This window comes from Candidatus Binatia bacterium (assembly GCA_035631035.1).
Taxonomy (GTDB): Bacteria; Eisenbacteria; RBG-16-71-46; order SZUA-252; family SZUA-252; genus DASQJL01.
Window position 1 is genome coordinate 23,514 of sequence record DASQJL010000047.1, and the last position, 12,835, is coordinate 36,348.

General features: G+C 71.3%; 13 protein-coding genes. 9 read left to right on the forward strand and 4 right to left on the reverse strand.

Going from position 1 to position 12,835, the window contains the following annotated elements; all coding sequences use genetic code 11:
* The 8 genes from VE326_04400 to VE326_04435 are packed head-to-tail and all read left to right on the forward strand — an operon-like array spanning position 1 to position 7,514.
* The gene (locus VE326_04400) at positions 1–630 is read left to right on the forward strand and encodes a hypothetical protein (protein ID HYJ32438.1); all 630 of its coding nucleotides are present in this window, start codon (positions 1–3) and stop codon (positions 628–630) included.
* Complete coding sequence (nosD, locus tag VE326_04405) at positions 627–2,147, forward strand: nitrous oxide reductase family maturation protein NosD (GenBank protein HYJ32439.1); 1,521 nt, start codon at positions 627–629, stop codon at positions 2,145–2,147. Before VE326_04400 ends, nosD begins: the two co-directional genes overlap by 4 nt.
* Positions 2,144–3,076, forward strand: a complete 933-nt coding sequence (locus tag VE326_04410; protein HYJ32440.1) for an ABC transporter ATP-binding protein — start codon at positions 2,144–2,146, stop codon at positions 3,074–3,076. Before nosD ends, VE326_04410 begins: the two co-directional genes overlap by 4 nt.
* A complete protein-coding gene (locus VE326_04415; protein ID HYJ32441.1) occupies positions 3,073–3,486 on the forward strand; it encodes a hypothetical protein in 414 nt (137 codons plus the stop codon). The genes VE326_04410 and VE326_04415 overlap by 4 nt, the downstream gene beginning before the upstream one ends.
* Complete coding sequence (locus VE326_04420; GenBank protein ID HYJ32442.1) at positions 3,483–4,364, forward strand: ABC transporter permease subunit; 882 nt, start codon at positions 3,483–3,485, stop codon at positions 4,362–4,364. Before VE326_04415 ends, VE326_04420 begins: the two co-directional genes overlap by 4 nt.
* Before the next feature lie 5 nt (positions 4,365–4,369).
* Positions 4,370–5,626 (forward strand): NnrS family protein, encoded by a 1,257-nt coding sequence (locus VE326_04425; protein HYJ32443.1) that lies wholly within the window; start codon positions 4,370–4,372, stop codon positions 5,624–5,626.
* A 37-nt stretch (positions 5,627–5,663) separates the two neighbouring features.
* Complete coding sequence (locus VE326_04430) at positions 5,664–6,917, forward strand: DUF4010 domain-containing protein (GenBank protein HYJ32444.1); 1,254 nt, start codon at positions 5,664–5,666, stop codon at positions 6,915–6,917.
* Between the two features lie 3 nt (positions 6,918–6,920).
* A complete protein-coding gene (locus VE326_04435) occupies positions 6,921–7,514 on the forward strand; it encodes a hypothetical protein (protein ID HYJ32445.1) in 594 nt (197 codons plus the stop codon).
* Here VE326_04435 and VE326_04440 read toward each other — a convergent pair.
* Together VE326_04440 and VE326_04445 are read right to left on the reverse strand one after the other, a co-directional pair.
* A complete protein-coding gene (locus VE326_04440) occupies positions 7,504–8,256 on the reverse strand; it encodes a class I SAM-dependent methyltransferase (GenBank protein ID HYJ32446.1) in 753 nt (250 codons plus the stop codon). The two genes, VE326_04435 and VE326_04440, sit on opposite strands and share 11 nt — an antisense overlap.
* A gap of 1 nt (position 8,257) precedes the next feature.
* Positions 8,258–9,646, reverse strand: a complete 1,389-nt coding sequence (locus VE326_04445) for a patatin-like phospholipase family protein (GenBank protein HYJ32447.1) — start codon at positions 9,644–9,646, stop codon at positions 8,258–8,260.
* Positions 9,647–9,701: 55 nt separating this feature from the next.
* Between VE326_04445 and VE326_04450 the strand changes: the two genes are divergently transcribed.
* Complete coding sequence (locus VE326_04450; protein ID HYJ32448.1) at positions 9,702–10,367, forward strand: DNA-3-methyladenine glycosylase; 666 nt, start codon at positions 9,702–9,704, stop codon at positions 10,365–10,367.
* A gap of 1 nt (position 10,368) precedes the next feature.
* On the opposite strand, the gene VE326_04455 is transcribed toward VE326_04450, so the two are convergent.
* Both VE326_04455 and carB read right to left on the reverse strand, forming a co-directional pair.
* Positions 10,369–11,100, reverse strand: coding sequence for a hypothetical protein (locus VE326_04455; GenBank protein HYJ32449.1), 732 nt, complete (start codon positions 11,098–11,100; stop codon positions 10,369–10,371).
* 98 nt (positions 11,101–11,198) lie between these two features.
* A partial coding sequence (carB, locus tag VE326_04460; protein ID HYJ32450.1) for a carbamoyl-phosphate synthase large subunit occupies positions 11,199–12,835 on the reverse strand: 1,637 nt, incomplete at its 5' end.

The following is a 12,835-nucleotide window of genomic DNA, read 5'->3' on the forward strand; positions in this document are numbered from 1 at the left end:
GTGGTTCGTTACCTGACCGGCGGTTTCCGAAGCTCCGAGCGGCGGCTGATCCTTCTCGCCGCGCTCGTGCTCCTGCCCGTCTTCTTCCTCCCGGTGCTGCCGATCTGGGAGATGCACCTCCGGGCGCCGCAGTATCCGGAAGGACTGAAGCTCACCATCTACTCCAACACCATCCGGGGAGACCTGGACAAGGTCAACAGCCTGAACCACTACGTCGGGATGCACGCGATCACCCCCGAGGACTTCGCGGAGTTCCGCTACCTGCCGCAGCTCCTCACGGGGTTCGGTTTCCTCGCGCTCCTGGCCGGTCTTCTGAACCGCCGTTGGATCGCCGCCCTGGGCTGGCTCCTCTTCACCGGATTCGCCGTGTACATGTTCCGCGACTACGTCCTCTGGCTCTACCGCTACGGCCACGAGCTCGACCCCCGCGCGGCGATCACGATGAAGTCGTTCATGCCTCCGGTGATCGGCTATTCCAAAATGGCCAACTTCCACGTCCTGAGCCTTCCCGGCCCCGGCACCGTGGTGCTCGGCATCGCCTGGCTGCTCGGTCCTCTGGCGCTCTGGATGGAACGCCGCGCGGAGCGCGCGCACGCCCACGCCGCGGCCGCCGCGACGGTGGCGGCATGAGCCGTCCCTTCCGCGATTCGGGCCGTGCGGAAGCCGGCTCCCGCGATCCCTTCATCGGCCTGCTCCAGGCCGCGCTCGCGATCGTCCTCCTGGCCGCGGTCGCGATCACCCTCGTCCTTCTCGTGGGGGTGGCCCCGCCGCGCGCCTCGGCCGCGGTCCGGCGCGTCCCGCCCGGCTCGGCGGTCCCGGCGATCGCGTCGGCGTCGGACGGCGACACTCTGCTGCTCGCCGCCGGCGTCCACCGCGGCCCGATCACGATCGCGCGCCGTGTCGCGCTGATCGGCGAGCCGGGCGCCGTGGTGGACGGCGGCGGCCGCGGATCGGTCATCACGGTGGCCGCCGGCGGAGTGCGGATCGAGCGGCTCTCCATTCGCGCGAGCGGCGACAAGGCCGAAGATCTGGATTCGGGCGTCCGGCTCACGTCGGCGCCTGGCGCGCGGCTCGCCCACCTGCGCCTGGAGAACGTCCGCTACGGCATCGCGGCCGAGCGTTGCGACGACCTCGACGTCGAGGAATGCACGCTGACGGGCCGCGTGGTGCCCTCGATCGACGCCGCTCCCGAGATGGACGTCGCCGCGGGCAACGGCATCCACGTCTGGTATTCCCGAGGCGCGCGCGTCCGTCGCACCGAGATCCGGCGCTTCATGGACGGGATCTATCTCTCCTTCGCCGACTCGATCCGGATCGAGGGGTGCGGCTCCTCGGGCAACGGCCGCTACGGCCTCCACACCATGTACTGCCAGGACAACCGGATCGCGGAGAACCGCTTCACCGGCAACATCGCCGGGTGCGCGATCATGTTCTCGAACCACCTGGAGCTCGCCCGGAACGATTTCATGCACAACCGCGGCCCGCGGACCTACGGCATCCTGCTGCGCGACTGCTCGGACGGCTTCTTCCACGAAAACCGCCTGGTCGACAACACGATCGCGGTCTTCATGGACGGATCCAACCGGAACCACATCCACGGCAACCTGGTGCAGGACGACGGCTGGGGCGTGATCCTCTTCTCCTCCTGCGACGGCAACGAGTTCGCGGGGAACGATTTCGTGAACATCGACTACCCGGTGGCGCTGGACATGAGGCGCACCGACAACCGGTTCGACGACGGCGCGCGCGGCAACTACTGGAGCGCGAGCGCCCCCTACGACCTGAACGCCGACGGCATCGGCGACGTGCCTTACGGTCCCGTGAGCGCGTTCGCTTTCCTCTCGAAGCAGTATCCCGACCTGGCGATCTTCGGCGAGAGCCCCGCTGCGGGGGCGCTCTCCCTTGCCGAGCGCACGATCCCGGCGCTCCGTCCGAGCGAGGCTCTGGACCACTACCCCCTGGTCCACCCCGCCGGCGCGGGCGTCGGGTCACGCTCGGCGGCGGGCGACTTGCCCGCTGCCGCATCGTTCGGCTCGGATCCCGCTTCGGGCACCCGACGCGCGGCGCCGCGCGCCGCGGCCGCCGGCTTCCTCCTGCTCGCCGGGGCGGGCGCGATCGGCATCGCCCGGCGGAGGGGCTCACGATGATCCGACTCGACGACGTCACCAAGCGCTACGGCGCGGTCACCGCGGTGGACGGCCTCTCCTTCGCCGTGGAGCCGGGCGAGACCTTCGCGCTGATCGGCCCCAACGGCGCGGGCAAGACCACGACGCTGAAGCTGATCCTGGGACTGGCGCGCCCGACCTCCGGCCGGATCGCGGTCGGGGTCGCGGGACTTCCGCCGCACGCCGCCGAGACGCGGCGCGGCATGGGCTACGTGCCGCAGCGGGTAGATCTCCCCGCGGGACGCACCGCGGCCGAGGTGCTCGGCTTTTTCGCGGCGCTCCGCGGCCTGGACGGGAGCGCGGTCTCCCGCGCGCTCGACCGCGTGGGCATGACGGCGCTGGCCGGACGCCGCGCCTCGGAGCTTTCGGGCGGCTTCGCGCAGCGCCTCCTCCTCGCGCAGGCGCTGCTCGGCGACCCTTCGCTCCTCGTGCTGGACGAGCCGACCGCCAGTCTCGATCCCGAGGCCACCTGGGAGTTCCGCTCCCTGGTCGAGGGGCTGCGCCGGGACGGCAAGACGATCCTCCTCTGCTCGCACCTCCTGGCCGAAGTGGAGCGGGTGGCCGACCGCGTGCTGATCCTGGCCGGCGGGCGCCGCGTGGCGCTGGAATCGCTGGCCGACCTCCGCGCGCGGCAGGCCTCGAGCGCGCGGCTCGAGATCGAGGCGCGGAACGCGGAGGCGGCGGGCGCCGCCCTCGCGCGTCGCGGGATCGCGTACACCCCGTGGGGCGAGCGGCGCGTTGCCATCGAGGGGGCGAATGGGCGCGGGGTCGCCGCGCTCGAAGCATTGCGCGAGGCCGGCGTGGAAATCCGCACGTTCGAGCTGACGCGGCCCACGCTGGAAGAGATCTTCCTCGCGGCGGTGCGCCAGGAGCGCGAGACGCGCGCCACGGCGCCGGAGACCAGGCCATGAGGCGCTACGGACTCCTCGCCCTCGCCGTGCTCGCCGGCGCGGCGCTGATCCTCGCGGCCGCGCGGCCCCGCTCGGTGGCCGTGGCGCCGCGCGCGGTCCCCGCGGAAGGGCGCGCGAAGCGCACCCTTTCGCTCGTGATCTCCGGAGGGGTCGTCGCACCGGCGCGGACCGAAGTGCCCAAGGGTACCGAGGTCCTCGCGCGTGTCCTGAATCGCGATTCTTCCCCGCATCGATTCTCGCTTCTCGGCTACGAGAGCGCGGTATCCCCCGCCGCGCTCTCGCCGGGGGGCGGGGCTACGGTCCGGTTCATCGCCGACCGCCCCGGCAGCGACTTCGCATGGCTCCTCGACGGGAAGCCCGCCGGGGTCTTCGTCGTACAGGGTTCCCATCTCGTGGAGGGACACCGATGAACACCGCATCCGCCGTCGCCGCCGCCCCCGTCGCGACGGCGTCCGTTCCGGGCCGCTCGCGCCGCATCGCCGTCATCGCGCGCGAGGAATACCGGCGCGCGCTGGAGACCCGCTGGCTCTTCGCCTTCACCGCACTCTTCGCGGCGCTCGTTCTCGGCGTCTCCTTCTTCGGTCTCGTGCAGAGCGGCGAGGTCGGCTTTCAGGGCTTCTCGCGCGTCACCCTGAGCCTCCTGAACCTCGTGCTCTTCACCGTGCCGCTCACCGGGCTGGTGCTCGGGGTGGGCAGCGTGTCGGGCAGCGCGGAGACGCTGCCGCTCCTGCTCGCCCAGCCGGTCGGCCGCGGCGAGGTCCTCGCCGGCAAGTATCTCGGCCTGACCGCCGCGCTCGGCGCGGCGCAGGCGATCGGGTTCGGCGCGGGCGGGCTGATCGTGGCCCTCCAGGCGGGTCCGGACCAGATCCGCGGCTTCGCCGCGCTCACCGCCGTGTCGCTCCTCCTTGGATCGCTCTCGCTCGCTGCCGCGCTCGCGCTGGCATCCATCCTGGCCGATCGCGTGAAGGCGCTCGCGGCCGCGGTATTCCTCTGGCTCCTCCTCGTGATCGCCTACGACCTCGCCGTGCTCGGCGCCACCGCGCTCCTGCGCGGCGTCCCGCTCCAGTCGGTGCTCTTCCCCGCGCTGCTCCTGAACCCGGTGGATCTCGCGCGCGTCCTGGTGACCCTGGCCGTCGGCTCGGGAGCGCTCTTCGGACCGACCTCCGCGGTGCTCGTGAAGCTCCTGGGCGGCGGCGGCGGCGCGCTCCTCGGCCTGGGCGTGCTTCTCCTCGAGACCGCCGTTCCCCTCGCCGTGGCGGCCCGCGTCTTCGGCCGCCGGGACTGGTGAGGGCCGTGGCAACACCCCTCAGGCCCGCGCCCGCCCCGCTGGCGGCCGCTCCCGGAGCGACGGCGGCGCGGAAGCCGATCGATCCCTATCGCGTCCTCTTCCCCCTGGGGGTCCTGTACGGGATCGTCGGCGCGCTCCTCTGGCCGCTCCATGCCGCGGGGCTCATTCCCTATCCCGCCGTGACACACTGGACCTTGATGATCCAGGGCTTCCAGCACGCCTTCATCCTGGGCTTCCTGCTCACGTCGATGCCGGCGTGGATGCACTCCCTGCCCAGCCGTCCGTGGGAGCTCGCGACCGCCACCCTGCTCATGCTGGGGGTGGGCGCCGCGGCGCTCCTCGGCGCGCCCTTCCTCGTGCAGCTCTTCTACGCGGCCACGCTCGCGCTGGTGGTGGTCATGGCGCTCCGCCGCGTGACCCGGAGCACGTCGCCGCCCCCCGAGGAGTTCCTGCTCGTTGCGTTCGGGCTGCTGCTCGGGTTTGCCGGCGCGGTCATGGCCGCCGGATCCGCGCTGGGCGCCTGGGCCGAGCCCTCGCCCCGCTTCGGCCTTCGCCTGATCTGGATGGGGATGATCCTCTCCATCGTCCTGGGCGTGGGCGGGCTCCTCGTCCCCACCTTCACGTCGATGCGCGATCCCCTCGTGATCCCCGGCATCGCGAAGCCGCACGTGCGAAAGCCGCGCCGCATTCTCTATGCCCTGATCGCGCTGGCCATGCTCGGCTCGCTGCTGCTCGAGGCGTCCGGGCGCGCGGAAGCGGGAGCGCTCCTTCGCGCGGTGACCGGTTCCGTCATGCTGCTCCTCGTCTGGAAGCTCTTCCGGCTCCCGGGACGCGCCGACCGGGTCTCCTGGTTTCTCTGGGGATCCGGCTGGATGCTGTTCCTGGGGCTCTGGCTGATGGCCCTGGCGCCGGGAACGCTCCTGATCGGCGCGCACACGCTCTTCATCGGCGGGTTCGGAGCGCTCTCGGCCGGTATCGCGACGCGCGTGGTGATCCGCCATGGCAGCTATCCGATTGCGCAGGAAACGCAGGTGCTCCGCCCGGGGATGGCGGCGCTGCTGGCGACCGCGCTCGTGGGCCGGATCCTGGCCGAGATGATCCCCTCGGCGCGCATGACGATGCTCGCGGTGAGCGGAACGGGATGGATCCTCGCCTGGCTCGTCTGGATCGCCGGCGCGCTGCCGCGCGTGCTGCGCCGGGCCCCGGCCGAGAAGGTCGCGTTCCAAACGTCACCAAGGCCGAGTCAGCCCACGCCTTTCTAGCTGTCCCGCGGTCCGCCCCGTCCGCTAGAGTCGCCTCATGTCCCCCGAGGCGGAGGCCGCGCTCCACGTCGCGATCGCAGGGCTGGGCGGCGCCGCCATCGGGATCGAGCGCCAGTGGTCGGGGCACGCGACGGGTCCCCGCGCCCGCTTCGGCGGCATCCGCACCTTCACCCTCCTCGGGCTCCTGGCCGGCGCGGCGGGACTCTGCTGGGCGCTCCAGGCCCCCGAGCTCGGCGCCGTGCTCGCGGCCGGCGGCGCCGCAGTCGTGGCGGGCGGCTACTGGAAGCTCCATCGCGACGACGTCGAGGCCACCACCGAGGTCGCCGCCCTCGTCGTGATCGCGGCGGGCGTGCTGGCGGGCGCGGGCCGGCTGGAGCTGGCGAGCGGCATGATCGCGATCACGGCCCTCCTCCTCGTGGAGAAGTCGCGGCTCCATCACGCCGTGAGCCATCTGGATTCCCGCGAGGTCCGGGCGGCGGCGCAGTTCCTGGTCATGGCCGTCGTGATCCTCCCGCTGCTCCCCCAGGGGCCCTACGGCCCCCTCGGCGGCATCCGCCCACGCCAGCTCTGGATCCTCGTGCTCTTCTTCTCGGGGCTCTCCTATCTCGGGTTCATCGCCCGCCGCGTGATCGGCGAGAAGCACGGCTACCTGGTGGCGGGACTCCTGGGGGGATTGATCTCCTCCACCAGCACTACGCTCACCTTTTCGCGCGAGAGCCGCGAGCATCCCGAAGCCGGGTCGCCGCTGGCGTTCGGCATCCTCGCCGCCTGCGCGCTGCTCTACGTGCGCGTCGTCGTGGCCACGGCGGTGCTGAACGCCGATCTCATGACCCAGACGCTTCCCTACCTGGCCGCTCCCTTCGCGGTCACCGTGCTGGTGACCCTGATCGGGCTGCGGCGGGCGCGCCACGAGCATGCCTCGATGCCCGAGCCCAAGAACCCGCTCCAGCTGAAGAGCGCGCTCCAGATGGCGGCGATCTTCCAGGTCGTGCTCTTCGCGGTGCACGCCGTGCGGACCCTGTGGGGCGGCGCGGGACTCCTCGCCTCGGGCGGGGTGCTGGGCCTGACCGACGTGGACGCGCTCACGATCTCCATGGCGCGCACCGCGGAGGATCCCTCCATGCTCCTGGTCGCCGCGCAGGCGATCGCCGTGGGCGTTCTTTCGAACACGGTATTCAAGATGGGGATCGCCCTGATCGTCGGACGGGGCGCGGTGCGGACGATCGCGGCGGCGGGGCTCCTGCTCGGCGCGGCGGCGTCGGCGGCGTCGCTCTACCTGATGCTCCGCTGATCCATGGCCGGCTCCCGTCCGCCCGGCGCGCCACCGGCAAGGGCTCCCGGCCCCGACGCGATCTTCGTCTTCGCCGGAGGGCAGGCGCGCAAGGAATGCGCGGCCGGCCTCTGGGAATTTCTCACCCGTGAGCCGCGCCTGACCGAGATGGCCCTGGTCGTGAGCGTGGCGCGCTTCGAGTGGCGGCGCTACGCGCTCCTGGGGCTTCCGGGCGTCGACGCGCTGCAGGAGGCGGTGGATCTCGTCCCGCCGGAACAGCGCCACTTCTTCGTGATCCTGGAGCGGAACCAGGTCGAGGTGCGTCACGTGACGCCGCGCCGCTGGGGCACGCGGAACGAGGCGCGGGCGCTGGCTGCGCTGGTGGCCGAGCGCGGCTGGAGAAGCCTTCTCGTGATCTCCTCGAAGTTCCACCTCGCGCGCGTCCGGTGGGTGGTGCGCCGGGCGCTTTCGGAACGCACGGTCTCGGTCGCGTATGCCACGCCGTCCCGGGGCGCCGACCCGCACGGGCCCGGCCGCTGGTTTCGGAGCCGGAGAGGCATCCGGCTGGTCGCGAGCGAGCAGGTGAAGCGGCTCGTTTACCTGTTTCTCAAGCCGTGACCGCTCCCGGGCCGCGCACGCCCGTCACGATAGCCGAGGAGCCGAACAGCCGCTCCTCCACGCGCACCCGCTCGTAGCCCACTTCCTCCATCAGCCGCGCCAGGCGCGCCTGCCCCGGATAGGCTCGCAGCGATTCGACGATGTGCCAGTAGGTGCCCGGCTTTCCGTGCAGCACCGCACCCCAGACGGTGCCCATCCCGAGCAGGTAGCCGAACATCACGCGTCGCAGGATTCCATTCCGCGGCACCCCGAAATCGAGGGAGACGAAGACGCCGCCCGGACGGAGCGAGCGGAGGATCTCGGCGAGCACGCGGCGCAGGTCTTGCGGGTAGCGAAGGCCGTAGCCGACGAGCACGGCATCGAAGGCTCCCTCCGCGACCGGCACCGTGTTCAGATCCGCCGCCACGAAGTGGATGCCGCTCCAGCCGGCGGCTCTCGTCTTGGCGCGTCCCCGCTCGAGCATGAAGCGGCTCCGGTCCACCGCGATCACGCGCTCGGTGCGTCCCCGCTCGCGCGCCAGGAGCGGCAACTCGCCCGTGCCCGTCGCGAGGTCGAGGATGACGCCGTCCGCGCGGGGCGCCGGCAGCCGCGCGATCACGGCTTCCTTCCAGCGGCGGTCCTGGCCGAACGAGAGCACGCGCGTGAGGAAATCGTAGCGGGGCGCGATCCGGCGGAAGATGGCGTCCACGTAGCTGCGGCGCGCCTCGGGAAGACGCGGCCATTCCCGGGTGACGAGCGGCATCCTACGTCTCGAGCCACCCCGCGCGATCCAGCGCACGGAGCGCGTCGAGCTCCCCGCGCCGGATCAACCGCGCGGCGATCTTGGGGGAATAGGCGAGCGTTCCGCCCGGGAGCGCCGCCTCGGGCTCGACCAGACAGAGCGCGCGCGGCAGCGCCTCCCCCTGCCAGCCCGCGGGAAGCGCCACCAGCTCCTGCTGCAGGTCGCGCCAGTTGGCGAGGTCGAGATAGCGCCCCCAGACCTCGAAGGGATTCTGCGGGGGCCGGGGCGCGGGCGGCGCGCCGCTCGGGGCCACGACGATCACCACCGCCGCGTCGGCGTCGTCGTAGATGGCCGCGCGAAGCGGATGCATCGAGAAGGCGACGGCATCCACGAAGTCGCGGCCGCCGATCCGCGCCGGCTCGAAGAGCACGGGAATCGCCGACGACGCGATCGCCGCCTCCACCACCTCCTCCGGGCCCACGAGCGGGATCACCTCGCCCAGCGAGGCCTCGACGCGCGCATGGAAGCGCGCCTTGGTGGCGGGCCAGTTCACGAAATGGGCGACGCGGCCGTTGTCCAGCGCGAGCGCGCTCAGGATGAGATGGGTCTCGCCCGGCCAGAGGCGTTCCAGGCGTCGCACTCCGATCAGGCGCGCCAGCAGGCGCCGCCGCGCCGCGCTCCCCCAGATCCCGCGGCCGTCGGTCTCGGGCATGAGGAGGAAGAGAACGCGGCGGGCGATGGCGCCCGCGCGCTGGGAGCGGGTCACGAACCACACGCCCGCCGTCACCGCGAGCAGCGTGGCGCTGAAGCGATGGGGCCAGGGCCAGCCGAGGAGCCACGTCGTGAAGTGCGCGATCGACCAGAGGAGGAGGATGATCGAGCCCCAGAGCCGGCCCCGGCGCTCCGAGTCGGGGTCGCCGAACCGAGCGAGAAACTTCTCCCATTCGCGCGAGGAGCGGAGCAGCGCGAAGCCGCCGGCCGCGACCAGGAGCCACGCGAGGATGTCGAGGAAGGACGACGTGGGCCAGAGCCCGACCGGCGCTCCGTGGTGGAACAGGGCGAGGAAGCTCAAGTCGGAGGATCCGGTCACGCTCACCAGGGCCTGCAGCAGGCCGAGGACGAGAAGGAGGCCGCCCGCGGCCCGCAGCGCGACCGTCGTCCAGCGCATGCCGATCTCCGCGGCGTCCACGTGCCGCCAGACGCGCTCGAGCGCCGAGGTCTTGAAGTCGTGCGCGACCCAGGCGACCGCGTTCAGCGCGCCCGCCGAGGCGCCCGAGACGATCGCCGGGCGTAGCCCGATCCGTTCCAGGGTGCGGAGAACGCCCGTCTCATACGCGGCCAGCGCGCCCCCGCCGGAGAGCACGACCGCGATGCGCTTGAACGGCAGGTCGGAACGAAGCCGGCGCGCCATGGCGCCATCATACGGGATTGTCCGCGGAAACCGGAGCCGGTACGCTCACGGGCTCATGCCCAAGGCCAAGCGTCCGACCGGACCCGACTACATCGATCACGCCGTGCGCCACCTGCGCGACGCCGATCCCACGCTCGCCAAGCTCATGGACCGCGTCGGGAACTGCGGCTTCCACGCCACCCGCTCGACCAAGAGCCCGTTCCTGGCGCTCGCCGAGTCGATCGCCTACCAACAGCTGAACGGCAAGGCCGCGGCCACGATCTGGGGCCGCTTCGACGCGCTCTATCCCGGCACGGGCCCCACGCCCGAAGGGGTGCTCGCGACCTCCGACGAGGCGATGCGCGGCGCCGGGCTCTCGCGCGCCAAGACGCTCGCCATCCGCGATCTCGCCGCGAAGACCCTGGACGGCACCGTGCCCACGTCGGCCCGGCTCCGCTCCCTCGAGGACGAGGAGATCGTCGAGCGGCTCACGTCGATTCGAGGGATCGGAAGGTGGACCGCGGAGATGCTCCTGATGTTCCGCCTCGGCCGCCCCGACGTGCTGCCCGCGACCGACTACGGCGTGCGAAAGGGCTTCTCCATCGCCTACCGGAAGCGCTCCCTGCCCACGCCCGCGAAGTTGCTCGCGCATGGCGAGCGATGGCGCCCCTACCGGTCGGTGGCGAGCTGGTATCTGTGGCGAGCGGTGGACCTGGGCGCGGAGAAAAAGGGCCGGAGCTGACCTAGGCGCCTGCAGCCGGCGTGACTCGAACCGCTCCGTCCGACCCGAAGTCGATCCGGCCCGCGCCCTGGGACGTCAGATCCACGGTCGTCCCTTCCGCGATTCGCCCACCGGGCCACTCGATCCCCTTTCGGAAGGTGATCCGGTGGATGGACACCTGGGTGTCCTCATCCCGCTTCCGTTCGTAGAAGTCCCCTTCGATCTCCACTCTCGTCGGCGAGGCGTAGAAGACACGGAGCACGTTCTTGCCGCCGGCCTGGACGAGCAGCGTGTGGGCATCCCTTCGCGTGTCCAGGTAACCGGCCCGTGCCGGGACGCCGTTCTGGACGATCTTGGCAGCGTCTCCCTGCTCGGATTGGACCGTGCACGTCACCCGCAATTTCGACCGTTCGAGGTCGAGCGTCAGGAACGGCGCTCCCTCGACGGACAGCACGTACTGCTCGGCGGACGCGACGCGCACGAGCACGCCGCCCAAGACCAGCGCCGTCGCGGGCTTTCCGGTGGGAGCCTCCGCGCTGCTCTTTACGGCGGGAGTCAGCGCCAGCGTTTCCGACTCACGGTGCATCGTCTTGGCGAGCACGAAGGCGAGCGCGATGCAGCCCAGCGCGCCTGCGGCCGCCTTCAGCGCGTCTGCGCGGCGACCGACGAGTAGAAAGCGGATCGCCGCCACTCCAGAAAATACTGCGGCAATCAGCAGCGCGGTCTCGGGCAGGAACTGCGGGTCAATCGGCACGACGAGGATCATGGCGCCCAGCTAGGCTAGGTCCGCCTGTCAGACCCCTGACAAACTCTGGAGTATGTAGAGTGTGCCACCCTGTCCCACAGGGGCAACTAGCGCTGACCTACCGCCACGGTGCTCGCGTCTTCCGGTGACCTCTCGCCGGCGGGGGCGTGGATCTCCTGCAGGCTGATCACTTCCGACGCGCCGCGCTCGCGCAGCGCGCGGATCGCCTCGACCGTCGCCGCGGCGGCGGTGATCGTGGTGAGGCAGAGGACTCCGTAGAGGATGGCGTTCTTGCGGATGGCGCCGTCGTCGTAGAAGGAGGCCTCGCCCAGGGGCGTGTTGACGATGAGGTCGATCGCGCGGCTCTTGATGCGGTCCACGACGTGCGGGCGGCCCTCGTTCACCTTGTAGATCATCTCGCAGGGCAGCCCGCGGCCCTCGAAGAAGGCCGCGGTTCCGCGCGTGGCGATCAGCGCGAACCCCATCTCGTGCAGCGCGGCGGCGATCGGGAGCACCGCCTCCTTGTCGTGGTCGTTCACGCTGACGAACGCCGTGCCCGAAGTGGGAATCTCCGATCCCGCGGCCGACATCGCCTTGGCAAAGGCGATGCCGAAGTTCTCCGAGATCCCCATGACCTCGCCGGTCGACTTCATCTCGGGGCCGAGCAGGATGTCGGCGCCGGGGAACTTGAGAAAGGGGAAGACCGGGGCCTTGATGAAGAACCGGTCCACCGTGAGATCCCGGGTGATCCCCTGCTCCGCCAGCAAGCGCCCCGCCATGACCCGCGCGGCGACCTTGGCCAGCGGCACGCCGGTCGCCTTGCTGATGAACGGCACCGTCCGCGACGCGCGAGGATTCACCTCGAGGACGTAGACGCGGTCTTTCTGGATCGCGAACTGGACGTTCATGAGCCCGCGCACGCCGAGCCGCAGTCCCAGCCGTCTCGTGGCATCGCGGATCGTCTCCAGATGCCGCTCCGGGACGTCGAACGTCGGGAGCACCGCGCAGGAGTCGCCGCTGTGGATCCCGGCCTCCTCAATATGTTGCAAGATGCCGCCGATCACCACCCGCTCCCCGTCCGCCACCGCGTCCACGTCCAGCTCCTGGGCGTGCTCGAGGAAGCGGTCGATCAGGATGGGGTGCTCGGGCGAGGTGCGCACCGCCTCGCGCACGTATTGCTCGAGGTGCGCCTCGGCGTAGACGATCGCCATGGCGCGGCCGCCCAGGACGTACGAGGGGCGCACCAGGACTGGATAGCCCACCCGCGCCGCGACCTCCTTCGCCTCGTCCAGCGAGGTGGCCGTGCCGCTCTCCGGCTGCGGGATCCCCAGCTCATCCAGAAGCGTGCTGAAGCGGCGCCGGTCCTCGGCCAGGTCGATGGCGTCGGGGCTGGTACCCAGGATCGGCACGCCGGCGCGATGGAGCGGGAGCGCCAGACGGAGCGGCGTCTGCCCCCCGAACTGGATCACCACCCCCTCGGGCTTCTCCCGCTCGATCACGTTCATCACGTCCTCGAACGTGAGCGGCTCGAAGTAGAGGCGGTCGGAGGTGTCGTAGTCGGTGGAGACGGTCTCCGGATTGCAGTTCACCATGATCGTCTCGAACCCCTCCTCGCGGAAGGCGAACGAGCCGTGGCAGCAGCAGTAGTCGAACTCGATCCCCTGCCCGATCCGGTTGGGCCCCGAGCCCAGGATCATCACCTTGCGCCGGTCGGTGGGCGCGGCCTCGCACTCCTCTTCGTAGG